18 protein-coding genes, 1 pseudogene and 1 riboswitch are annotated in these 21,945 nt (G+C 75.1%); of the genes and pseudogenes, 12 read left to right on the top strand and 7 right to left on the bottom strand.

The features are described 5' to 3' along the window. Window positions 1-263 precede the first annotated feature (263 nt). Window positions 264-1,715 carry an NUDIX domain-containing protein gene (locus ABD954_RS01410; RefSeq protein ID WP_345483865.1) on the bottom strand — a complete coding sequence of 484 codons (1,452 nt, stop codon included), beginning with the start codon at window positions 1,713-1,715 and terminating at the stop codon, window positions 264-266. 394 nt (window positions 1,716-2,109) lie between these two features. On the opposite strand from ABD954_RS01410, the gene ABD954_RS01405 reads away from it, so the two are divergent. From ABD954_RS01405 to ABD954_RS01380, 6 genes are all read left to right on the top strand, one after another. Beyond that, window positions 2,110-2,514: a ChaB family protein gene (locus tag ABD954_RS01405; protein WP_345483864.1), complete on the top strand. Its 405-nt coding sequence runs from the start codon at window positions 2,110-2,112 to the stop codon at window positions 2,512-2,514. Between the two features lie 111 nt (window positions 2,515-2,625). After that, window positions 2,626-3,021, top strand: a complete 396-nt coding sequence (locus ABD954_RS01400; protein ID WP_345483863.1) for a hypothetical protein — start codon at window positions 2,626-2,628, stop codon at window positions 3,019-3,021. A 113-nt stretch (window positions 3,022-3,134) separates the two neighbouring features. Further along, window positions 3,135-3,521, top strand: coding sequence for a hypothetical protein (locus ABD954_RS01395; protein ID WP_345483862.1), 387 nt, complete (start codon window positions 3,135-3,137; stop codon window positions 3,519-3,521). A 219-nt stretch (window positions 3,522-3,740) separates the two neighbouring features. Beyond that, window positions 3,741-4,196 carry a CBS domain-containing protein gene (locus ABD954_RS01390; RefSeq protein ID WP_345483861.1) on the top strand — a complete coding sequence of 152 codons (456 nt, stop codon included), beginning with the start codon at window positions 3,741-3,743 and terminating at the stop codon, window positions 4,194-4,196. A 209-nt stretch (window positions 4,197-4,405) separates the two neighbouring features. Continuing rightward, window positions 4,406-4,510: riboswitch (ZMP/ZTP riboswitch) on the top strand. Between the two features lie 28 nt (window positions 4,511-4,538). Further along, a complete protein-coding gene (locus ABD954_RS01385; protein WP_345483860.1) occupies window positions 4,539-5,393 on the top strand; it encodes a bifunctional 5,10-methylenetetrahydrofolate dehydrogenase/5,10-methenyltetrahydrofolate cyclohydrolase in 855 nt (284 codons plus the stop codon). Between the two features lie 120 nt (window positions 5,394-5,513). After that, a complete protein-coding gene (locus tag ABD954_RS01380; RefSeq protein ID WP_345483859.1) occupies window positions 5,514-6,332 on the top strand; it encodes a hypothetical protein in 819 nt (272 codons plus the stop codon). A gap of 230 nt (window positions 6,333-6,562) precedes the next feature. On the opposite strand, the gene ABD954_RS01375 is transcribed toward ABD954_RS01380, so the two are convergent. Further along, window positions 6,563-6,796 carry a hypothetical protein gene (locus ABD954_RS01375; RefSeq protein WP_345483858.1) on the bottom strand — a complete coding sequence of 78 codons (234 nt, stop codon included), beginning with the start codon at window positions 6,794-6,796 and terminating at the stop codon, window positions 6,563-6,565. An 87-nt stretch (window positions 6,797-6,883) separates the two neighbouring features. Between ABD954_RS01375 and ABD954_RS01370 the strand changes: the two genes are divergently transcribed. After that, window positions 6,884-7,033, top strand: coding sequence for a hypothetical protein (locus ABD954_RS01370; RefSeq protein WP_345483857.1), 150 nt, complete (start codon window positions 6,884-6,886; stop codon window positions 7,031-7,033). 106 nt (window positions 7,034-7,139) lie between these two features. On the opposite strand, the gene ABD954_RS01365 is transcribed toward ABD954_RS01370, so the two are convergent. Both ABD954_RS01365 and ABD954_RS01360 read right to left on the bottom strand, forming a co-directional pair. Next, complete coding sequence (locus ABD954_RS01365) at window positions 7,140-8,549, bottom strand: SWIM zinc finger family protein (RefSeq protein WP_382746084.1); 1,410 nt, start codon at window positions 8,547-8,549, stop codon at window positions 7,140-7,142. Then, window positions 8,546-11,656 (bottom strand): DEAD/DEAH box helicase, encoded by a 3,111-nt coding sequence (locus tag ABD954_RS01360; protein ID WP_345491877.1) that lies wholly within the window; start codon window positions 11,654-11,656, stop codon window positions 8,546-8,548. Before ABD954_RS01360 ends, ABD954_RS01365 begins: the two co-directional genes overlap by 4 nt. 299 nt (window positions 11,657-11,955) lie before the next feature. Here ABD954_RS01360 and ABD954_RS01355 point away from each other — a divergent pair, with 299 nt between their 5' ends. After that, entirely contained in the window at window positions 11,956-13,083 is a 1,128-nt protein-coding gene (locus ABD954_RS01355; RefSeq protein WP_345483856.1) for an acyl-CoA desaturase, read from the top strand. An 82-nt stretch (window positions 13,084-13,165) separates the two neighbouring features. Continuing rightward, complete coding sequence (locus ABD954_RS01350; RefSeq protein WP_345491875.1) at window positions 13,166-13,831, top strand: MOSC domain-containing protein; 666 nt, start codon at window positions 13,166-13,168, stop codon at window positions 13,829-13,831. Window positions 13,832-13,833: 2 nt separating this feature from the next. Here ABD954_RS01350 and ABD954_RS01345 read toward each other — a convergent pair whose 3' ends face one another. The 3 genes from ABD954_RS01345 to ABD954_RS01335 form a co-directional block, all read right to left on the bottom strand. Beyond that, window positions 13,834-15,276: a tannase/feruloyl esterase family alpha/beta hydrolase gene (locus ABD954_RS01345; protein ID WP_382746100.1), complete on the bottom strand. Its 1,443-nt coding sequence runs from the start codon at window positions 15,274-15,276 to the stop codon at window positions 13,834-13,836. Window positions 15,277-15,475: 199 nt separating this feature from the next. Beyond that, window positions 15,476-16,423: a hypothetical protein gene (locus ABD954_RS01340; RefSeq protein ID WP_345483855.1), complete on the bottom strand. Its 948-nt coding sequence runs from the start codon at window positions 16,421-16,423 to the stop codon at window positions 15,476-15,478. A gap of 258 nt (window positions 16,424-16,681) precedes the next feature. Next, window positions 16,682-17,284, bottom strand: a complete 603-nt coding sequence (locus ABD954_RS01335) for a class I SAM-dependent methyltransferase (RefSeq protein WP_345483854.1) — start codon at window positions 17,282-17,284, stop codon at window positions 16,682-16,684. Between the two features lie 192 nt (window positions 17,285-17,476). Here ABD954_RS01335 and ABD954_RS01330 point away from each other — a divergent pair. The 3 genes and pseudogenes from ABD954_RS01330 to ABD954_RS01320 all read left to right on the top strand — a co-directional run. Further along, a pseudogene (locus ABD954_RS01330) lies at window positions 17,477-18,238 on the top strand (MHYT domain-containing protein); the annotation flags it as partial. A gap of 312 nt (window positions 18,239-18,550) precedes the next feature. Continuing rightward, entirely contained in the window at window positions 18,551-21,511 is a 2,961-nt protein-coding gene (locus ABD954_RS01325; protein ID WP_345483853.1) for a nitrate- and nitrite sensing domain-containing protein, read from the top strand. Beyond that, window positions 21,508-21,942, top strand: coding sequence for a roadblock/LC7 domain-containing protein (locus ABD954_RS01320; RefSeq protein ID WP_345483852.1), 435 nt, complete (start codon window positions 21,508-21,510; stop codon window positions 21,940-21,942). The genes ABD954_RS01325 and ABD954_RS01320 overlap by 4 nt, the downstream gene beginning before the upstream one ends. Window positions 21,943-21,945 lie beyond the last annotated feature (3 nt).

The following is a 21,945-nucleotide window of genomic DNA, read 5'->3' as shown; positions in this document are numbered from 1 at the left end:
CCTCCCGTCGCGGTGACCCTACCCGTACCGGCTCGGGGGCCCGCCAGGTGTGCCGCGCGGCGGCGGACGACGTCGAACCGCTGCCCGTCGAAGAAGAGCGGGGCGGAGGGCCGTCGCGCCGTTGCCGCGACCGAGGTCCGGGTTCCGCGGAGGTGCGGCCGGGAGCTCGCCGAGAGGCCGGCGTTCGACCAGGTCGCGCCGGAGCCGGTCCCGTGCACCGGGGGAGCGGACGGAGCGGGCGGCGCCCGGTCCGCCGTATCCGGTCATCGCGGCCACCCCATCTCCGTGTACGCCCGCCCCGCCCGGATTCCCTCGACCGCCGCACGGGTGTACGGGACGACGGGCTCGGGCAGGTCCTTGGCGTCCCACCACCGCCAGGTCACGCACCTGTCCGGCTCCCGCAGCTCCGGCGTCCCCTCCCACCGGCGGGCCCGGAAGAAGAGCTGGACGCGGGGCGGACCGCCACGACGATCGGCCATGTGCACGGTGTGGACGAACTCGACGCCGGCAGGGTCGATCACCAGCCCCGCCTCCTCGTACGCCTCCCTCACGAGGCACGCGGCAGCGGATTCCGCCTCGCAATGGCCCGCCAGGACGTGCCAGGCCCCGCCGGCGTACGCCGAATCCGGGTGCCGCAGACCCAGGAGGACCCGGCCCTCCCGCTCCAGGTAGAGGTGAACGCCGACCAGGTGCGCGACCGCCCCGGACGGCGTCCGCGCCGACGCGGTCCCCGGCGCCGCGTGTTCGGCGGCGTGGCGCTCCAGCAGCGTCCGCGTGGAGCGCGGCATCGTCATGTACGGGAACTTCTCCGGCCGTACCCAGGCGAGCATCACGCCCTCGGTGAGCGGCAGCCGGTCCGGGTCGCCGTTCCAGCGGCCGGTGAAGAGCTGGACCGGCACGCGGGTGCCGTCGGTGCCGGTGACGTGCTCGACCGCGTACGGCTCCAGGCCGGCGACGGTCAGGCCGGCCTCCTCGCGCAGTTCCCGGCGGGCCGTGTCCTCCAGGGTGCGGTCCTGCGGCTCCCGGCCGCCACCGAGCAGCGACCAGCACCCCGGCTCCCAGATCCACGGCTTGTTGGCGTCCCGCAGGTGCAGCAGGTACCGGCCGCGGCCGTCGTGGACGATCACGGAGGCGTTCCACGGAACGATCACCCCGTCCAGGGCGGAGGCGTCGAGCTTGCCGCGCAGCGCCGGGGAGGGCACCTCGTCGAACGGCAGCCATGCCGCGCCCTGTGTCTCCTCGGCGTTCGGGACCGGTTCGGGAGCATCGTCGGCGAGGTAGAAGGCGAAGCGGAAGTCGTAGTGCCGGTGCGCCGGTTCGCCCTTCGACGGGTTGGGGCCGACATCGTGGATGTCGACGTCGATGGGCCCGCTCCGGAATCCGGGCGGCGCGACGAGGGCGGAGGCCGGCAGCCCCGTCTCCTCCTCGACTTCGCGCAGGGCGGCGGCCCGCAGGGTGTCGTCGGTGGCCTCGACGTGTCCGCCGGGGGTGAGCAGCAGTCCTCCGCTCGCCCGGTGGCGGATGTGCAGGACCCTGCGGTTCCGGTCGATCACCACCGCGCCGCAGGTGACGTGGCCGGGCAGAGCGGAGCGGTCGGTCGGGTCACCTCCGGCGTCCAGGGCGGCCAGCAGCCCTGCCAGGGCGTCGCGTTCGTCGGGGTGCCGGTCCAGGTAGGCGGTGACCAGGCTGCGGAGGTGGGGGACGGAGGGCGGCATGTCGGTACCTCGGGGGCTGAGGAGCGGCAGTTCGGGGTGTCATGCGGCTCAACGACGCCGCCCGGCCTGTCGAACACATGTGTTTCGGACGCACTCATAACCCCGCGAACAGGCGAATGCGTGTTCGTGCCGTATGCATCGACCCCCGCCCCGAGGGGTGTCGGCAGCACCCGGGAATGGCCGAAACCGGTGCGCCGGGTGAGCCGCGGGCGGGCCGGCGGGCCGGGCGTCGCGGTGAAGGGAGGAAGCCCCCGCCCCCGGTACCGTCCAAGGCCTGGACCGTTTGACCTGGAGCCGTCCGGGCATACGCGGCCACGCGGAAGGATCGGGACAAGCAGCGGTGTGCGGTCGGCCGAACCGCGTCGGCACACACCTCGTACCACCGGAGGGCGCCATGCCAGGACGTGAGGAGCTGCCTTCCACGCTGGAACGTTCCCCTGAGGACGCACAGCGGACGTGGATCAAGGCCCATGACTCGGCTGTCGAGCAGTACGGGGAGGGCGAGCGGGCCCACCGGGTCGCCTACAGCGCCCTCAAGCACAAGTACGAGAAGGTCGCCGACCACTGGGAACGCAAGGAACACGGCCGTAAGGGCCCCTCCGACCCCAGGGCCGCGACTCCGCGGGGCAAGCCCGCCCGCAGCGGCGAGGGCGTCGACGAGAACGCGACCAAGCACCACCTGTACGCATTGGCCCGGCGGCTGGACATCGGCGGGCGGTCACGGATGAGCAGGGCCGAACTGCTGGAGACGATCCGCAAGGAAAACCGCTCACGGACACGACAGGCCCGTTCCCGCTAGCGTGGGAATCGAGGCATAAACGCACCCCGTGCGGTGTCTGTGTCATTGATTCCAGGAAAGAAGAAAAGGGAGACCAGGCGACGGACCGTGCAGAGGAAAGAGGTGAGAGGCATGATCACCGAACTCGCACTTGAGCGCGTGCATTTCGCCTGCGGGCGCTGCTGGCACGAGTGGAGCGTCGACTACGACGTCCAGCAGTACCGGGACGATCAGGGCAGCGACTGGGAGTACTTCTCCCGCGACGGTGCGTCCGTGCCCTCGCCGTACACCCCCGCCGGTGCCGTGCCGTGCCCCGTCTGCGGTCGCCGATGGGTGGGCCGCATCCTTGCCCGCCGCAGCATTCCGACGGCCCCCGGACCTGCCGAGACGCCGCGCGAGAGCGTCCTCGACGCCCCCGGCCACCGCCCCGAGCGGCACGGCGCTCCGCTGCTCGGCGCCACCGCCCACGGCCAGCCGAGGCAGCCGGGGCCACCCGCCGAACACGCCGCGGTGGCGGCGGCCGACTGACCGCTTTCCCATGCGGCGACGTCGGTCCCCGTCTCGACAGGGAAATCCGGCAGGAGTTCGTCCGGCACGGGTGTGCGTATGAGGTCTCCATTCGTGGAAGGAGGGTTGCGGTCGTGGCGCGCCTGCTGGTTCAGAACGACGACGTGGTCGTGCGCCTGTCATGGCGTGAGGCGCTGCTCGCTCGTCGAAAAGGGATTCGCGTTCCCCTGACGGACGTGCGAGAGGCGTGGGTCGAGCCGGACTGGTGGCGAGCCATGCGGGGAACCGGTGAGCGAGGAAAATGGCGGCCGGAACGCTTCTGCACGGGTACGTGGCGGCACGCGGGCGGCATGGATGTCGTCGCCGTGCGCGGGCCCGGACCGGTGGCCGTCGTGGATCTCTTTCCGGGCCGCCGGTTCGCCCGCCTCTCCGTTTCCACCGCGGATCCCGAGGGCGCCGTGCAGGCGGTGCGGCTCGCCGCCCAACGGGCCCGGGAGGAGCGGTCCGCCCGAGGGGCGTGACGGTGGATCCGGACCACGGCCGACCCCCGCGTACTCGACCGCGTCGACCGAGGCTCGCGGGGGTGACCCGGGCGGCCCGTGGTGCGACGGCGGAGAACGCGCGGAGCCTAGAGTGGGAGGGGGAACGAGAAGTGTGACGTGTGCGCTGTCGTCGTGGTGCCGAGGCCCCGTGTCCGCGGTCCTCGCCCGCGCCGGCGGCACAGCGAATGAGGAGGCGCCGTGCGAGCCCGCGACCTGGCCGAGTCGTATCCCTTCGTCACGACCGACGACGACGCGATGGACGCGGCCCGTCTGCTGGCCCGGAGTTCACTGCCGGCCCTTCTCGTGCTGGACTCGGACGGGCAGCCGCACGCGATCGTGCCCGGCTCGCAGGTCCTCCGGCAGACGCTCCCCGAGTATGTGATCAACGATCCGCTGCTGGCCTCCGCAGCCGCCGAAGCGGTCGATGCCGAGATCGCCGACCGGCTCGCCGGGCGCACGGTCGCCGAATGGCTGCCCCGCCGTCTCTTCCCGCCGCCGTACGTGGGCCCCGACGCGACGGCGGTCGAGGTCGCGGCCCTGATGGCCCGCACTCACAGCCCTCTGGTGGCGGTGATCGAACGCGACGGCGACGGGGTCCGTCTCGTCGGCACGGTGACGGCCGCCCGCCTCATGAGCTGCTTCCTGGACCGGTGACCCGGGCGGCGCGCGGCGGCACGTCCCCGGCCGGGCGGGCGCGTGCCCGGCGGGCGGCAGCGCGCGGAGCGTCGCAAGGCGCGGTGCGCCGCGGGCGGCAGGGCCGAGGACGCGCCCGTGAGGCGACGGGCCCGCGCTCGGCACCACGACCGCAGAAGACCGCGCACGCGCCCCGACCCGTACCCGTCCGCCACCGTCACGTAGAGTGGGGCCCGGGCCGTGACTGGCGCTTGAGGTGGATCACCACCGGGGAGCGGCCCGGCGGACGCACGTATCCCGCGGCCGTGTCGAAGCCGTGCGCCTGGGCGATCCACCGTTCTCGACGACGCCCAGGAGTGGCCCATGTCCACCAGCACCGCCCGCCTCATGGACGGCACCGCGCTCGCCCGTCGCACGGTCGAGGAGACCGCCGCGCGCGCCGCCGAGATCACCCGCCGCACCGGCACCACCCCGTGCCTCGCGACCGTCCTCGTCGGCGCCGACCCGGCCTCCGTCACGTACGTGAAGATGAAGCAGAACCGCTGCGCGCAGGCCGGCATCCGCTCCCGGCACGTCGAACTTCCCGCCGAGACCACCACCGAGGAGCTCGTCGCGGCGATCACCGCCCTCTCCGAGGACCCCGAGGTCCACGGCATCCTGCTCCAGCACCCGGTCGGTCCGCACATCGACGAGCGCGCCGCCTTCGAGGCCATCGCCCCCGAGAAGGACGTCGACGGCGTCACCATGGCGTCCTTCGCCGCCATGGGCTTCGGCCTGCCGGGCTTCGTCTCCTGCACCCCCGGCGGCATCATGCGCCTGCTCGACGCGTACGACGTCGAGCTCAGCGGCAAGCGGGCCGTGGTCGTCGGCCGCAGCGCCATCCTCGGCAAGCCGGCCGGCCTGCTGCTCCTGGGCCGCGACGCGACCGTCACCTACTGCCACTCCCGCACCACCGACCTGTCCGCCGCCGTCCGCGAGGCCGACGTCCTGGTCGCGGCCGTCGGCAAGCCCCGCTTCATCAAGGGCGAGGACATCAAGCCCGGCGCCGTCGTCATCGACGCCGGCTACAACCCGGGCAACGTCGGCGACGTCGACTTCGACGGCGCCGCCGAGCGCGCCTCCCTCATCACCCCCGTGCCCGGCGGCGTCGGCCCCATGACCATCGCCGTCCTCCTCGCCCAGACCGTCGACGCCGCCGAGCGTCAGCTGGGTCTGTAGAGCCGTGCGGCCGGCCGAGGATCTCGCGCGAGCCGCGGTTTCGTCACGGTTCTGTACGAGCGGGGCCCAACCGGCCGGTATCGCTCGCCACACGGGCGAGCGCGGGCGACCCTGATTCCCATGCTCCGCCCGTCGACGGAATTCCCGTCCCGCGACGCCCGGCCGCCGAGACGGCCGGGCGTCGTCGTCCTGCCGCTCGCCGCGCTCGTCGCGATCCTCATCGTCTCCCTGGCCGTCGCCGCGCGCGGCGGCACGGACGACGGCGATCCGCACGCCACGCCGTCCGCTCCCGGCCCGGCCGGAGCGGACGCGCAGGCGCGGCGCGCGGGGGCCGAGGACGCGGCCGCCGACAGGCTGAGCGGAACACCGGACGACGCGTCGAGCGGTACGCCGGGCCTGCGGCCCTCCGCCCAGGGCGAGAGCGCCTCTCCGCTGCCCGAGCCGAGCGCGAAGCGCCCCGCGCCCGCGGGCACGGACCGGGTCCCCGGCAAGCAGCCCGCCGCCACTCCGACCGCCTCCGCCGTCCCGCCCGGCACCGCGAGCCCCCGGCCCCGCCCGAGCGCCGGCCGCCGGTCCGCGAGCGCCGCCCCGCGCACGCCCTACGACACGCTGCGCGCCGGCCACTGCTTCGACATCGTCCGCGACGCGCCGGGCACCGTCGTCCGTCGCGCCTGCGACACACCCCACGACGCGGAACTCGTCGCGCGGCTCCGCCTCGTCGGCAGCTACGCCGACGACCGTGCCGTACGGGACGCCGCGGCCGCCCTGTGCCGGGCGCCGCTGCGCGCGAAGGCTGCGGAGCAGCCGCTCGGCACCCGCTGGGCCACCTTCGTGCAGTACCCCTACCGCACCAGTTACCTCCTCGGCACCGACAGCGTCGCCTGCAGCCTCGCCGCGCCCTCCGACTCTGACCGGAAGCTCAGGGCGCCGCTGCACTGACGGGGCGGGACGCCAAGGGCGCGCGACGGGGTGTCCGGCGCGACACCCCTGGAGCGCCGTGTACGTCAACCAGTGGGGCGCAACGCCTCGTCACCCGGCACCTCCCCGGTCGTCCTGCGGCGGTACGCGGCGGGGGAGCACGAGCAGGCGGTCGGTCACCGTCCCCGAGGCCCCCGCGTCGGCGTCGACCGGCCCGCGTTCCCGCCGTGGTCCCTCGGGCGTCCGGGTGATCAGCCGGCCGTCGCCGGACTGCGGCAGGAGGCCGATCCGTTCGCCGCTGCCGCGCAGTGCGGCCGAGAACGGTCTGACCGCCGGAAGGCCGGGTTGGCGACCAGGTCCAGGTTCTCGCTGATCGCGTCGGCCGCCAGGTCGTCGGCGCCGCCGAAGGCGGCGGCCGTCGCACGGGCCGAGCCCGCGGTACGGCCGGCCGCCCCGCCCGGGCCCGGAACCCGACCGTTCGTCACCGCCCACGCCTCGGCCTGCCGGGAACGCGACACACCGCGCTTCCGCCGCCGGCTCCTCTCCTGGGTGCCGCCGACCGCGGCCCGCGGATGCGCCGCTACTGGCGGCTCGTCGCCGAGGCCACCGGCGATCCGGCCATCGGCGATCCGGCCATCGGCGGCCCGGCCACCGTCACCCTCGGCGCGACCCACCTGTGGCTGACCGATTCCCTTCGGGTCTCCGTCCGCGCCCGCCGGTGAGTCGGCCTCCCTTCAGGTCTCCGCCCGCGCCCACCGGTGAGTCGGCTCGGGCCCCCGATGCCTCGGCGCGTCCTGGGGAACAGGCCGGACGCCGGCACAGCGGAGGTCACGCCACCTCCGCCCCCGCCAGGGCCGCCGCCGGGTCCTGTTCCGGCGGGCCCGCCGGGGTCCAGTGGCCGTGGTCCTCGCGATAGGGCCACCAGCGGCCGTCCGGGCCCAGGCGGAGCTGGGCGGAAGTGCCGGTGACCGTCCAGCGGCCGGGGCCGGAGGGGTGCAGGGCGGGGCGGTCGGCGGCGTCCCACGCTTCGGCCAGCCGGGCTTCGGCACGGCGCAGGGTCTCGGGGTCGGGGACCCGGTCCTCCTCCAGGACCGCGAGGCCGGCCGGACCGCCGGACCGCCAGGCGCGCACCGCGCGGTCGAGCCCGGTCCGGTCACGGCCCGAGCCCTCGGCGAGTCGTGCCGCGATCCACGGCGCGGGGGAGCGGGCGGCGAGCCGCACCGCGTCCTGAGCCGCCGTCAGGGGCGCGGCGTCGAACGGCACCGCACCGGACAGCAGGCCCTGCGCCCGGGCCGCGGCGTCCGCCGCGAGGAACTCGAGGGCGACCGGGTCGATGCCCGGCCCCGGCGCGACCTCCGTGTCCAGGGACGGCGGCTCGCCCGGTGCCGTGGGCGGGACCGGCGGGGCGGGCAGCGGCGGCAGGATGTCCCGCGCGGCGAACGCCTCGTACGCCGACACGCCCGAACCGACCGTCGAGCCGGGCACGCCCGCCGTGGCCGACGCGCCCGTCCCGCCGCCGGTCGCGCCCGGCCGCGCCCCGCGCGCCCGCTCCGCGGCCGTCGCACGCGCCGCGCTCCGCTCCTGCAGCGCCTCGACGAGCGCCCGCTCCCCCCGCCCCCGCAGGAGCAGCAGCACGAACGGATCCTCGTCCAGCAGCCGCGCCACCTGGTAGCAGAGGGCCGCCGTGTGCGGGCAGTGGTCCCACGCCTCGCATCCGCACTCCGGCTCCAGGTCGCCGATGCCGGGCAGTAGTTCGAGCCCGGCCGCCGCCGCGTCCTCGACCAGGTGCGGCGGCATCTCCCGGTCCAGGAGGGCCGCGATGTGCCCCGCGCTGTCCACCGCGAGGTCGACGAGCCGGTCCCACTCCTCCTCGGACAGCTCCTGGCACAGGACGTCGCTCCGGTACGCCGTGCCGTCCCGGTCCTGCACCACGGCCGTGATCCGGCCGGGCCGCACCGACACCGCGCCGACCGCTCCCGCCCTGGCGTGTCGCCGCCCCGCCTTCAGCTGCTGCCCGTCGAGCGCCGTGTCCTCCAGCGCCTTCAGCCACGCCCGGCCCCACCAGGTCCGGGCGAAGACCCCGCCCCGCACCGGAGGCAGCGCCGCGAAGGTCCGCTCGTCCGCACCCGCTCCACCGGTCACACCCGCTCCACCGTTCGAACCGCCTCCGCCGTTCATGCCCGCCCCGCCGTTCATGCCCGCCCCACCGTTCACGTCGTGCGCCCCGTGTCCGCTCATCGACCGTCCTCCCCGCGCAGCCGCACCAGTTCCGCCAGCTCGGCGTCGGTCAGCTCGGTCAGCGCCGCCTCGCCCGAGCCCAGCACCGAGTCGGCCAGCGCCCGCTTGCGCTCCAGCATGGCCGCGATCCGGTCCTCGATCGTGCCCTCGGCGATCAGCCGGTGCACCTGCACCGGCTGCGTCTGCCCGATCCGGTACGCGCGGTCCGTGGCCTGCGCCTCGACGGCCGGGTTCCACCAGCGGTCGTAGTGCACCACGTGACCGGCCCGGGTCAGGTTGAGCCCGGTGCCCGCCGCCTTCAGGGACAGCAGGAACACCGGCACCTCGCCGGCCTGGAACCGGGCGACCATCTCCTCCCGCTCGGCGACCGGCGTGCCCCCGTGCAGGAACCGGGTCGGCACCCCGCGCGCCGCCAGGTGCTCCTCCAACAGCCGCCCCATCGCCACGTACTGCGTGAAGACGAGCACGCTCGCCTCCTCCGCGAGGATCGTGTCGAGGAGCTCGTCGAGCAGCTCCAGCTTGCCCGAGCGCCCCCCGATCCGGGGCCGTTCCTCCTTCAGGTACTGCGCCGGGTGGTTGCAGATCTGCTTGAGTCCGGTGAGCAGCTTCACCACCAGACCGCGCCGCTCCATTCCGTCCGCCTCGGCGATGGCGGCGAGGGTCTCGCGCACCACCGCCTCGTACAGGCCCGCCTGCTCCTTCGTGAGCGCCACCGCGTGGTCGGTCTCCGTCTTCGGCGGCAGCTCGGGCGCGATGCCCGGGTCCGACTTGCGGCGGCGCAGCAGGAACGGCCGGACCAGCGCGGCAAGTCGCGCCGCGGCGGCCGGATCGGCCCCGCCCTCGACCGCGGAGGCGTACCGCGCGCGGAACCCGCCCAAGCCGCCGAGCAGTCCTGGTGTCGTCCAGTCGAGGATCGCCCACAGCTCGGACAGGTTGTTCTCGACGGGCGTGCCGGAGAGCGCCACCCGCGCCTTCCCGCCGATGGTGCGCAGCGCCCGCGCGGTCGCCGAGTACGGGTTCTTGACGTGCTGAGCCTCGTCGGCGACGACCAGCCCCCAGGGCCGCTCGGCGAGCCGCGGCGCGTCCAGCCGCATCGTGCCGTACGTGGTGAGGACGAAGCCCTCGTCGGCGCGTGCTTCGCGTGCCTCCGTGCCCTCCGATCCCTCTGATCGCTCGGGCTCCTCAGGGGCCTTTGTCCCGTCCGGTCGCTCCTGCCCTCCCAGCCCCTCCAGCGTTCGCGACGGGCCGTGGAAACGCCGTACGGGCGTGCCGGGGGCGAACCTCTCGATCTCCCGCTGCCAGTTGCCCATGAGCGAGGTGGGGCAGACCACCAGCGTCGGACCGGCGGTGGCCGGGTCGGTCTGCCGGTGCAGGTGCAGCGCGATCAGGGTGATCGTCTTGCCGAGGCCCATGTCGTCGGCGAGACAGCCGCCGAGTCCGAGCGAGGTCATCCGGTGCAGCCAGCCGAGGCCACGCAGCTGGTAGTCGCGCAGGGTCGCGGCCAGCGCGGCGGGCTGTGCGATCTCCCGGTCACCGCCCTCGGGGTCGGCGAGCCGGGCCCGCAGCCGCTCCACCCAGCCGGTCGCCTGGACCTCGACCTGCCGTCCGTCGACCTCGGTGGTGCCGGTGAGTACGGCGCCGAGCGCGTCGACCGGGGTCAGCTTGTGGTCCTGCCGGGCCCGGGCGCGCCGCACCTCCTCGGGGTCGACCAGGACCCACTGGTCGCGCAGCCGTACGAGCGGGCGTCCGGCCTCGGCGACGAGGTCGAGTTCGGCACGTGTCAGCTCCTGGTCGCCGATCGCGAAACGCCAGTCGAAGGCGAGCAACGCGTCGGCGGAAAGGAAGGACGGCAGGGCGTCGCCCCGGTCCCGGCCGCGCCCGTCGCCGCGCTCAGGACCGTCGGGATCGCCGGGACCGTGCCCATCACCGGGACGGTGGGAAGCGCCGGGACCGTGGGAATCGCCGGGCGTGTCGGGCGGTCCGATCACCGCGCGGGCGGTGAGCCGGTGGGCGAGTTCACGCGGCCAGTGCACGCGGACCCCGGTGGCGGCGAGGGCACGTGCGGCCGGACCGAGGAGTTCGGCCACCTCCTCGTCGTCGAGGTCCACGGCGTCGGGCACGGCCGCCGAGAGCAGCCGGGAGAGCGGTGGCCAGGCGCGCGCCGCCCTCCGCAGCGCGAGCAGCGCGTCCATGCGGGCGCGGGCGCCGAAGGCACCGCCCGCCACGGTCGTACCGGCCCACACCTCGGCCGCGTCCGCGACGAGCGCCGGGTCGGCCACGCCGTGCATCTGCAGCACGGCACGGAAGGAGGGGCCGGACGCGGTGCCGCCCGGCTCGCCGGGCTCGTCCCACTCGTCCCCGTCGCCGGCCCCGACCAGCTCGACGCGCAACGAGAGCCGTACGCCCGCGTCGTGTCCGGCGGCCACATCGGCGGCCCAGGCCCGCTGGTGCGGCAGCACCTGCGGTTCGTGGTCCTCGTCGGCCGCGAACGCGGGTCCGCCGGCGGCCATGGGGGCCGCCGGGGTACGGGGCATGAGGTCGGCGACGGCGTCGGCGAACGCCCGCAGCAGCAGCTCCGGTTCCGGCAGCAGCAGCGAGTCGTCGTCCCCCGGCGCCGGGGCCAGCGGTACGGCGTGGGCCGACGGCGGCATGGACGCGGCGAGGTCGCGCAGCGCGGCCAGCTCCTCGGGGCTGAGCGGGCCGACCCGCCACGCGTCGAGGTCGGTGGCGGTGAGGCCGGGCAGCAGCAGCCCCCGGGCGACGAGGTCGAGCGAGAACAGCGACGCCGCGCCCCAGAAGGCGGCCGACGCGGAAGCACCGGCGTCGAACCGGGCGCGTGCGAGGACGGGCAGGGCCTCCCGCACGGACAGCAGGAGCGCGGGTACGGTCCGCTCCCGCACGTCGTCGTCGACGACCGTCAGTTCACCGGGGACGCGGTCCAGGGCGGGAAGCGCCCCGGGGTCCGGGTCGGCGGGGGACCAGAAGGCGATCCGGCCCGCGCGGGGCGGGTCGGCGGGCAGGAAGACGGCCGGGCAACGGGTGAGTTCACGGAGCTCCGAGGACGGGGCCGAGGCCGCGTCCGGGGCAGGGGCAGGGGCAGGGGACAGCGAGGGCGAAGGAGACTGCGGCAGCGACTGCGACAACGCATTCCTCAAATTTGACTACTGGGTCGAGCGGCCGAGGGTACCCCAACTCTGCAGCCTCCCGCACGGACCGGTGCGGTGATCCACGTCACGCCGACAGCCCGGGGTGGGGCAAGCCCCACCCCGGCCCCCGGGCCGCCCCCCGAGCAGGGCCGGGTGGTGCCGCCATGGCCGCGGGCGATCACCGCTCCGTACGTTTGCGGTAGCCGGCGCGGCCCGCGCGACGGCCGCTTCCACGGACTTCCACGGACACCGGAGACCGCATGTCCCAGGCCACCGCGACGCTCACCGAGCCCTCCGCCGCGCACCCCGCGACCACCGACCCCCACCGCCCGGCCCGCCCGGCGCGCGGTCACGGCAGGGGCGGCGGCAGCGAGTTCGCCCCGCTCCTGCGCACCATGAAGCAACAGGGCCTCCTCGAACGCCGCCACGGCTGGTACGCCCGCGGCATCGCGGCCAACCTCCTCGGCGTCGCCGCCGTCGTCACCGGCCTCGTGCTCCTCGGCCCGACCTGGTGGGCGCTGCCGCTCGCCCTGCCCCTCGCCCTCTTCTCCGCCCGCATCGCCTTCGTCGGGCACGACGCCGGCCACGCGCAGATCACCGACAGCCGCCGGCTCGGCCGGATCATCCAGCTGGTCCACGCCAACCTGCTCCTCGGCATGAGCCGCGAATGGTGGAACGACAAGCACAACCGCCACCACGCCAACCCCAACCACCTGGAGAAGGACCCGGACGTGGCCGCCGACGTCCTCGTCTTCGCCGCCCACCAGACCACCGGCCGCACCGGCCTGCGCCGCTGGCTCACCCGCCACCAGGCATGGCTCTTCTTCCCTTTGACCACCCTGGAGGGCATCGCCCTGAAGGTGTACGGGATCCAGGCCCTGCTCTCGCGGACCGGCCCCTACCGCACCCGCCGCGAACGCCTCGTCGAGGGCGCCCTGCTCCTCGCCCACATCACCGGCTACACGGCCCTTCTCCTCGCCCTGCTGACCCCGCTCCAGGCCCTGGTCTTCGCCCTCCTGCACCAGATGCTGCTCGGTGTGCACCTCGGCATGGCCTTCGCCCCCAACCACAAGGGCATGGAGACGCCCGACGCCCACCCGGACGGCGACTCCTGGGGCCATCTGCGCCGCCAGGTGCTGACCTCCCGCAACATCCGCGGCGGGGCGTTCACCGACTGGTTCCTCGGCGGGCTCAACTACCAGGTCGAGCACCACCTCTTCCCGAGCATGCCGCGGCCTCACCTCCGCCTGGCCCAGCCGGCGGTGCGCGCCCACTGCCAGGCGCTCGGCATCCCGTACACGGAGACCGGCTTCGTCGACTCCTACCGGCAGGCGCTCGGCCACCTCCACGAGGTGGGGGCACCGCTGCGTGCCGGCGGGGTCGCGTAGGGTCGAAGGGGCGAGACGCCTCGGTACCCGGGAGAAGGGGGATCCCCACGTCATGAGCACGGGCATCGCAGACCCGACGGACATGCCGGACACGCCCGAGGAGGGCACGCACACGGACGCCGGTACGGACATCGACAGCGACACCGGGACCCGGACCGGCGCGCGCACCGGCGCCGACACCGGTACGGACGGCCGCGGCGTCGCCGCCACGGGCACCGTCACCACGGTCAGCAGCAACGGCGTCTACTCGTTCACCAAGCCCAACCGGGAGAGCATCACGCTGCTCGCCGGCCTGGGCGTCGAGGGCGACGTCCACGCCGGAACGACCGTCAAGCACCGCTCGCGCGTCGCCAAGGACCCGACCGCGCCCAATCTGCGCCAGGTCCACCTGATCCACTCCGAGCTCTTCGACGACGTGGCGGGCGCCGGTTTCGACGTCGCTCCGGGCGAGCTCGGCGAGAACATCACGACCCGTGGGATCGACCTGCTCGGTCTGCCGACGGGTACCCGGCTGCACCTCGGCCCCGACGCCGTCGTGGAGGTCACCGGCCTGCGCAATCCCTGCGCGCAGATCGACAACTTCCGGCACGGGCTGCTCAAGCGGGTCCTCGGCCGCGACGAGCACGGACGGATCGTCCGCAAGGCGGGCATCATGTCGGTCGTGCTGACCGGAGGGGAGGTGCGGCCGGGCGACGCCATCCGCGTCGAGCTTCCGGCCGGACCGCACCGTCCCCTGGAGATGGTCTGACCTCAGCGCAGCGCGCAGGAGTTGACCACGTCACCGCCCGCCGGCCGTGCGATCACACGGTCGGCGGGCGGCGGCACTTCCGCCTCCACCCACCGCCGCAGTGCCGTGAACGCCGAGCGGTAGCAGGGCAGGATCGGCCGCAGCCGGTCCGGGTGGGTGTCGTACAGGCCGTCGGTGTGCGTGCCGTCCTGGACCGTGTAGTAGCGGTGCAAGGCGCCCCGGCCCCGGCCGTCGACCATCCGCGCGTACACGTCCGAGTCGGTGGCGGCGGGCAGCAGCGCGTCGAGATCGCCGTGCAGCGTGATCAGCGGCTTGCCGATCCGCCCGGTCAGCGCGACCTTCGCGACCGCCCGGCGTACCGGGGCGGGCCGGGCGGCGTAGTCGTACGAGGCGTCCGAGGCACACGGCGCGAGGATCCGCTCCGGCGTCGAACCGGCCGTCCGGCCGGGGCACTCCGGGTCGTAGGAGGGATCGAACTCGGCCCGGAAGACCTTCTGCGTCAGCCCCCAGTAGGCCCTGTCGTGGTACGGCCACAGGAAGCGCGAGCCGGGGGCGAAACCGGCGTCGATCAGGTCCTCGTCGGAGACCGTGCCGAAGTGGCGGGCGACGGTGACCGGCAGGCTGGTGAGGAGGTGGGGGCCGCGGGCGGTCCAGAGCACTCCCTCCCAGTCCACGCCGCCGTCGTACAGCTCGGGCCGGTTCTCCAGCTGCCAGCGGGTGAGATAGCCGGCGTTGGAGACGCCCGTCATGTACGTCCGCCGCGGTGCCGTCCCGTAGCGCTGCCGTACGGCCTGCTTCGACGCCTTCGTCAGCTCGGTGACCCGGTGGTTCCACTCGGCGACCGCGTCACCGGGCTCCCGCCCGTCCGTGAAGAAGTCCGGCCCGGTGTTGCCCTTGTCGGTGGCGGCGTACGCGAATCCCTGCGCCAGTACGTGGTCGGAGACGATCGTGTCCGTGGAGTACTGCCGGCGGGTGCCGGGGGCCCCGGTGACGACGAGGCCGCCGTTCCAGCGGTCGGGCAGCCGGATCACGAACTGGGCGTCGTGCGCCCACCCGTGGGTGGCGTTGAGCCGCGAGCGGTCGGGGAAGTAGCCGTCGATCTGGATGCCGGGCACCCCGGACGGGTTGACGGTGCCCTTCGCGGACAGACCCGCCTGGTCGGCCATGTCCGTGTACCGCGTGCCCGCGAGCCCCGCCGTCGTCAGATCGGGCAGACACGCGGCTTCCTGGTGCTCGGCCCCCGGCACGTCCAGGCGTTCCTGGCGCGCGCAAGAACCGGCCTCTCGCGTCCCGGCTTCCCGCGTCCCGGCCTCTCGCGCCCCGGCGGGCGAGGCCGGACCGAGCACGGTGAGACCCGCCAGGAGGGCGGCGAGCAGGGGAACGCCTCGGGGGACGACCGGGCGAACGCCCCGGGCGCGTCGAGGGGGAAGTGCGCGGGCGAGCAGGGGTACGCCTCGGAACGGGCGGCGCATGCGGGCCTCCGGGGGACGGCGGTACGGGGCGGCTGCCCGGCGCGGGTGCGCCGGGCGCGCGCCGTGATGCGTCGGCGGACACCTCGGCGCGTCGCCACATCCTCCGGGCGACACGATCACCCGGCCATGGGCCCGCACCACACCTCGGAGCACCTCGCCGTGTGGGGCGCGCTCAGCTCGGCCGGACCGCCATGGCGTCCAGCGCTTCGAGGAGCGCGGGCAGCTTCGGACCGCGCGTCACGGGCAGCACCTCGTGCGGCTCGTCGTCGAGCAGGACGAACGCCATGTCGTCGGTCCGCGCGACCAGCGACCAGCCCGGCCCGTCGGCCCGCAGCATCCGGGCCCCCTCCCCGGCGAAGCTCGACCGGACCCGCCCGACGGGAGGCGCCTGCACCACGTACTCGCCGAGCTCCCTCAGGGCGCGCCGCACCCCGTCGTACGGGTCGGGGCGGCCGCCCTCCGGCGTGCCGTGCCCGGCACCGGCCGCCGCACCGGCGCCGCTGCCGCCGGTGTCTCCGCCCGGGTCTCCCGCGTCGCGTGCGCCACCGGCGCCGCTACCGACTCCGTCTCCGGCTCCGTGTCCGGCCGTGACCGCCTCCCCGTCCCCGACCGTGTCGTCACCCATCCGGGCCCGCCACTCGCTCCACTGCAGCGCCACCATGTCCGCGCCCAGGCGCCGCTGGGCCGGCCCCCACGCGGCCCCGTCCGGAGGCGCGAGCGGCGCGGGGTCACCGGCCTGCGGTACGGGGTCATGCGGCGCGGGGAGACCGGGCGCGGAGGTGGCGACGGCGAGCGGCCAGCCCGGCAGCGCCGACACCACGGACCGCTCGTCGGGGGACAGGTCGTACTCCATGCCGCAGTCCCAGGACGCGATGGCGACCGCGACCATCGACACGTCGTCGACGACCACCGTCCAGCGCGCCCCGGTGCCGTCCTGGCCGAGGACGAGCCCGTACCCCTGCGCGTACGGCTCCAGCCGCAGCGCCGCACAGGCCGCCGGATAGTCGTCCCCGAGCACGCTGGGAAACTGCGCGGGCGTGAGCAGCGCCGCCGTCAGCACGAACAGCGCGTCGTCGTCGCCGTCCTCCGTGCCGCTCGCGGCGGTTTCCGGTCCACTCACGTGAGCCTCCCCATCTGGTCGTCGGCGCACCCTAACCAGTGAGTAACCCGCCCGTCGAGAGCTGCCGGGAGAACGTCTCGGCGGGCGGGCGAGAGCTCGGACACGCCGGTCGGACCAGCAGAGCTCGACGCCCGCCCTCGCGATGGCGGTGTCGCCGTCGGAGTACGGTCCGCCCTGGGAGAGCCACACGGGTCCGCGGGCCCGCGGTCACCGGGTCACATGATCACCGGATACGGCATCACGGGCTCACCGCTACCGTCACTCCGAACGGCGCACGGCCAGTGCCAGGTAGCGGTGGTCCTCGTCCACGTAGCTGCGCAGCTCCCAGCCCGAAGCGGCGAGGAGCGGACGGAGCTGGGGCTCGGCGCGCAGGTCGTCGTCGGTGATCTGCCGGCCGTGGCGGGCGGCGAGGGCGGCGCGGCCGATCGGGTGGAAGAGCGCGAGCCGGCCGCCGGGCCGCACCGCGCGGGCCAGTTCGCGCAGACCGCCGGCCGGGTCGGCGAGGTGCGAGACCAGCCCCGCCCCGAACACGGCGTCGAGGGCGCCGTCCCGCACGGGCAGCCGCGCGACGTCCGCGAGGATCAGCGTCCCGGTCCGGTCGCGCCCCGCCTTGACCGCCTCGGCCAGCATCTCGGGCGTCAGGTCGGCCCCGATCACCGTCCCCGTCGGCCCGACCGCCTCGCGCAGCGGAGGGAGCGCACGGCCGGTGCCGCATCCCGCGTCGAGCACGGCGTCGCCGGGACGCAGTCCGAGGTCGGCGGCGGCGGCGGCGTAGGCGGGCCCGTCGTCGGGAAACCTGGAGTCCCAGTCGGCGGCGCGGACGCCGAAGAACTCCCGTACCTGTGTGGGGTCATCGCTCATGTGCCCCATGATCCCGCAGCACCGATCACTCGCAGGCGTGAGTCTCCCCGTCCGCATCACCTCGTGTGAGTGAACGATCTGTGCACACGTTCGAGCTCATGCTGATCGTTCGGGAACATCTCGCTGTCATATTCCATCACCTTGCGAAATGCGCCCCCGGTGCGCCCCCGATGCGCCTAGCGTCCCCGAGTCATGGGACACCTGGACCACGCCGCCTACGGCTGGCTGACACCCGTGCTGTCGTACGCGATGGCCTGCATCGGCGCGGCCCTCGGCCTGCGCTGCACCGTACGCGCCCTCGACGCGACCGGCCGCTCGCGACGCAACTGGCTGCTCACCGCGGCCTCCGCCCTCGGCACCGGCATCTGGACGATGCACTTCGTCGCCATGCTCGGCTTCGGTGTCACCGGCACCGACATCCGCTACGACGTCCCGCTCACCCTCCTCAGCCTGCTCGTCGCCATGGCCGTGGTCGGCGTCGGCGTCTTCGCCGTCGGCTACGGCCGGGACCGGAGGCGCTCGCTGCTGATCGGCGGGCTGACGACGGGCGCCGGGGTGGCGAGCATGCACTACATGGGCATGGCGGCACTGCGGCTGCACGGGGAGGTGCGGTACGACCCCCTCCTCGTGGCCCTCTCGGTCCTCATCGCGGTGGCGGCCGCCACCGCGGCCCTGTGGGCGGCGCTGAACATCCACGCTCCGGCGGCCGTCGCCCTCGCCTCCCTCGTCATGGGCGCGGCCGTCAGCAGCATGCACTACACGGGCATGTTCGCCGTGCGCGTCGAGGTCGCCCCCTCCCCGGACCCCCTCACCGGCGCCACCGTCATGCAGTTCATCTTCCCGCTCGCCGTCGGCCTCGGCTCCTACCTCTTCATCACCTCGGCGTTCGTCGCCCTCTCGCCCACGGCGGGCGAACGGGCCGCCTACGCCTCCGCCGGACGCCTGACGGCACCCGACGAGCGGGCCGTGGACGTCGCACCACCCGGCTTCCACCCCGAAGCGGCACCCCCGGGCGAACCACCCGCCGCGCCCGCCCGCGCGCACCCGTCGGGTCCGGTGTACGGCCCGGCCGGCGGCCGTACCGCCGGCGCCGCACACGACGCCCGCACCTGAAGCCCTACGGCATCTCCCGTACGCGTCCCCCGTACGCGTCCCCCGTACGACCCCCCCCGTACGGCACCTCCCACACGTCACGTCCCCATCAGCGCCCAGCGCCGACGGGCCCCGCCGCTCCCACGGGCCCGTGAACGAAGGAACGAGGAGGCCATGCGAACTCCCCGCAGGACCCCGGACGACGCCGGGGCCCCGGCCCGGCCGCCCACGGCGGCCCGCGGACGCCGCGCCCACGCCGGCCCGCCCGCCGACGAGACGGCGTCCCGCGCGCGGCCGGGGAAGACGGACCCCGCCACCGCCTTCCCGCCGACCACCCCGGTGGCCCCCGCGCCGGCGGACGACCGGGGGCGCGAAGGGGGCACGGCGGGGCCGGGACCGTCCGCCCGGCCGAGAGGCGTGGAGGCGGGTGGCGGCGGGGTCCGCGGGCTGCGGCCCCGGACCGTACGCGCCAAGATCGTCTCGCTGCTCATGGTCCCGGTCGTCTCCCTGCTCGCCCTGTGGGGATTCGCCACCGTCACCACCGCCCAGGACATCGCCCGGCTCCGCCTCCTGCAGTCCGCCGACGCCCAGGTCCGGCAGCCCGTCGCCGCCGCGATCACCGCCCTCCAGGAGGAACGGCGCGCCGCCGTACGCCAGGCGGCGGCCCCCGGCGCCGGGCGCGCCGCCGAGCTGAAGGAGCGTGCCGACGCCACCGACTCCGCCCTGTCCCGGCTCCGCCTCGGCGACCGCTACACCGTGGGCGACAGCGGCGGCCTGCCCCCCGACGTCGCGACGCGCGTGGCCGCGTTCGTCGTACGCGCCGAGGGCCTCGGCTGGCTGCGCACCGCGGCCGCCGGCGGACGGGCCGACGGCGACCGGCTCTACGAGGAGTACACCGCCGCCATCTCCGCGGGTCTCGCCGTCACCGGTGCCCTCGCCGGCATCGAGGACACCGGGGGCGGCGCCGAGGCACGCGTCCTGCTCGAACTCGGCCGCGCCGCGGAGATGCTGGCCCGCGAGGACGTGCTCCTCACCACCGCCCACCTCACCGGCCGGTTCGACGCCGAACGGCTCCGCGAGTTCGGCGGGGCCGTGGTCGCCCGCCGCACCCTGATCGAGTCCGCCACCGCGGACCTGCCCGCGCCGCAGCGCACCGCCTGGCGTCACCTCACCGCACAGCCCGCCTACCGGCAGCTCCACGCGGCCGAGGAACGGGCCCGCGCCGCGGCGCCCGGCCGGCGCGGAGCCCAGGCCGTGACCTCCGCCGACTGGGACGCCGCCCACGCCGTCGTACGCGAGGGCATCGCCGCCGTCGAGAACGCGGCCCGCGCGGGCGCCGCGGACCGCTACGAGCCCTTCGGCGGCGGCCTGTTGAGCACCGGTGGCGCGGCGGTCGTGCTCGGCCTCGCCGCCGTGGCCGCCTCCCTCGTGATCTCCGTACGCATCGGCCGAGGGCTCGTCGTCGAACTCGTCAGCCTCCGCAACGGGGCTCTGGAGATCGCAGGCCGCAAACTCCCCGCCGCCATGCGACGGCTGCGTGCCGGCGAGGAGATCGACGTCCTGGCCGAGGCCCCGCCGGGACCCGCGCCCCAGGACGAGATCGGACAGGTCGGCGAGGCGCTCACCACCGTGCACCGGGCCGCGCTCTCCGCCGCCGTCGAGCGCGCCGAACTCGCCAACGGCATCTCCGGCGTCTTCGTCAACCTCGCCCGCCGCAGCCAGGTCCTGGTGCACCGCCAGCTCAACCTGCTCGACAGCATGGAGCGCCGCGTCGACGACCCGAACGAACTCGGCGACCTCTTCCGGCTCGACCACCTCACGACCCGGATGCGCCGCCACGCCGAGAGCCTCATCATCCTCTCGGGCGCCGCCCCCGGCCGCGCCTGGCGCATGCCCGTACCCCTCACCAACGTCGTCCGCGCCGCCGTCTCCGAAATCGAGGACTACGCGCGCGTGGAGGTGCGCCGCCTCCCCGAGACCTCCGTCGTCGGCGGCGCCGTCGCCGACCTCACCCATCTGCTCGCCGAGCTCATCGAGAACGCCGCCCAGTTCTCGCCGCCCCACACCAAGGTGCGGGTCAGCGGCGAACCCGTGGGCAACGGCTACGCCCTGGAGATCGAGGACCGGGGGCTCGGCATGGGCAAGGAGAGCCTCGCCGAGGCGAACGCCCGCATCACCCAGTCCGAGGCCCTGGACCTGTTCGACAGCGACCGGCTCGGTCTCTTCGTCGTCAGCCGCCTCTCCGCGCGACACGACATCAAGGTGCACCTGCGCACCTCGCCCTACGGAGGAACCACGGCGGTCGTCCTGCTCCCCACCGACCTGCTGCAGAGCGCCCTTCCGCCCGGCCGCGCCTCCGCCGGCACGGCCCCGGCCGAAGCCCCCCGGCCCTCCCACGCGCCCGCGCCCGGGGACGCGTCCGCGCCCGGGGACCCGCACGCCGAGCGGCCCTCCGTACCCGGCCCTCGTTCCGCCGCCCCGGCCTCACCTCCGGGCTCCTCCCCGGTGCGCGCGGCCGCCGTCCCGGCCGGTGCTCCCGGCACCGGCACCGGAATGGCGCCCTTCGCTGCCCCTGACCCGCCTCGCGCCCCGGCCCTCGAAGCGTCCCCCGAGCCGGAGCGTCCGCCGGCCGGGGTGACCGCCCTGCGCCGGCGGAGCCGGTCCCTCCCGCCCCCTCCTTCCGCACCGGTGGCCCTGCCCGACCCTTCGTCACCCCAGACACCGCAGGCACCGCAGGCACCGCAGAACCCGCAGACACCCCGTACACCCGGCGCGTCGGGCGTGTCGGGCGTGTCCGGCGCCTCCGGCGCTCCGGCGGAGGACGCCGCTGCCGACCTGCCCCGCCGGGTTCGGCAGGCGAGCCTCGTACCGCAGCTCCGCGAGGCCCCCGCCCCGGCTCCGTACGCCGCCCCCGCTCCCGCAGGCGGCGCGGGCGAGCGGACCCCGGAGCAGGTCAGGGACCGGATGTCCGCCTACCGCGACGGCTGGCGACGCGGCGGCGGCCCGGCACCCGGCACCCCGGCCGGCGGGACCCCGGTCAGCGCCACCCCGGCCGGCCATCGGCGCCCGCCGGTCACCGGTCACGGCCCGCAGCCATCCACCGAACACGGCAGCAGCGAAGGAGACGACGAATGATCGACCACGAGAGGACGGCCCACCACCGCTCCGGAGAGCTCGACTGGCTCCTGGACGACCTCGTCACACGCGTCCGGGAGGTCCGCCACACGGTCGTGCTCTCCAGCGACGGCCTCGCCGTCGGCGCCTCCAGCGGTCTGAGCCGGGAGGACGCCGAGCACCTGGCCGCCATCGCCTCCGGCTTCCACAGCCTCGCCAAGGGCGCCGGCCGCCACTTCCACACCGGCGGCGTGCGCCAGACGATGGTCGAGATGGACGACGGCTTCCTCTTCGTGGCGGCGGCCGGGGACGGCTCCTGCCTGGCCGTGCTCAGCGCGGTCAACGCCGACATCGGTCTCATCGCCTACGAGATGGCCCGCCTGGTGAAGAGGGTCGGCGAGCACCTGTACACCCCGCCGCGGCTCACGGTGCCGCCGCCCGCCGCCGGCTGACCG

The sequence above is a fragment of the Streptomyces roseoviridis genome (genome assembly GCF_039535235.1).
GTDB classification, from domain to species: domain Bacteria; phylum Actinomycetota; class Actinomycetes; order Streptomycetales; family Streptomycetaceae; genus Streptomyces; species Streptomyces roseoviridis.
Note: the sequence above shows the minus strand (reverse complement) of the source record. Positions and strands in the feature narration are given on the sequence as shown.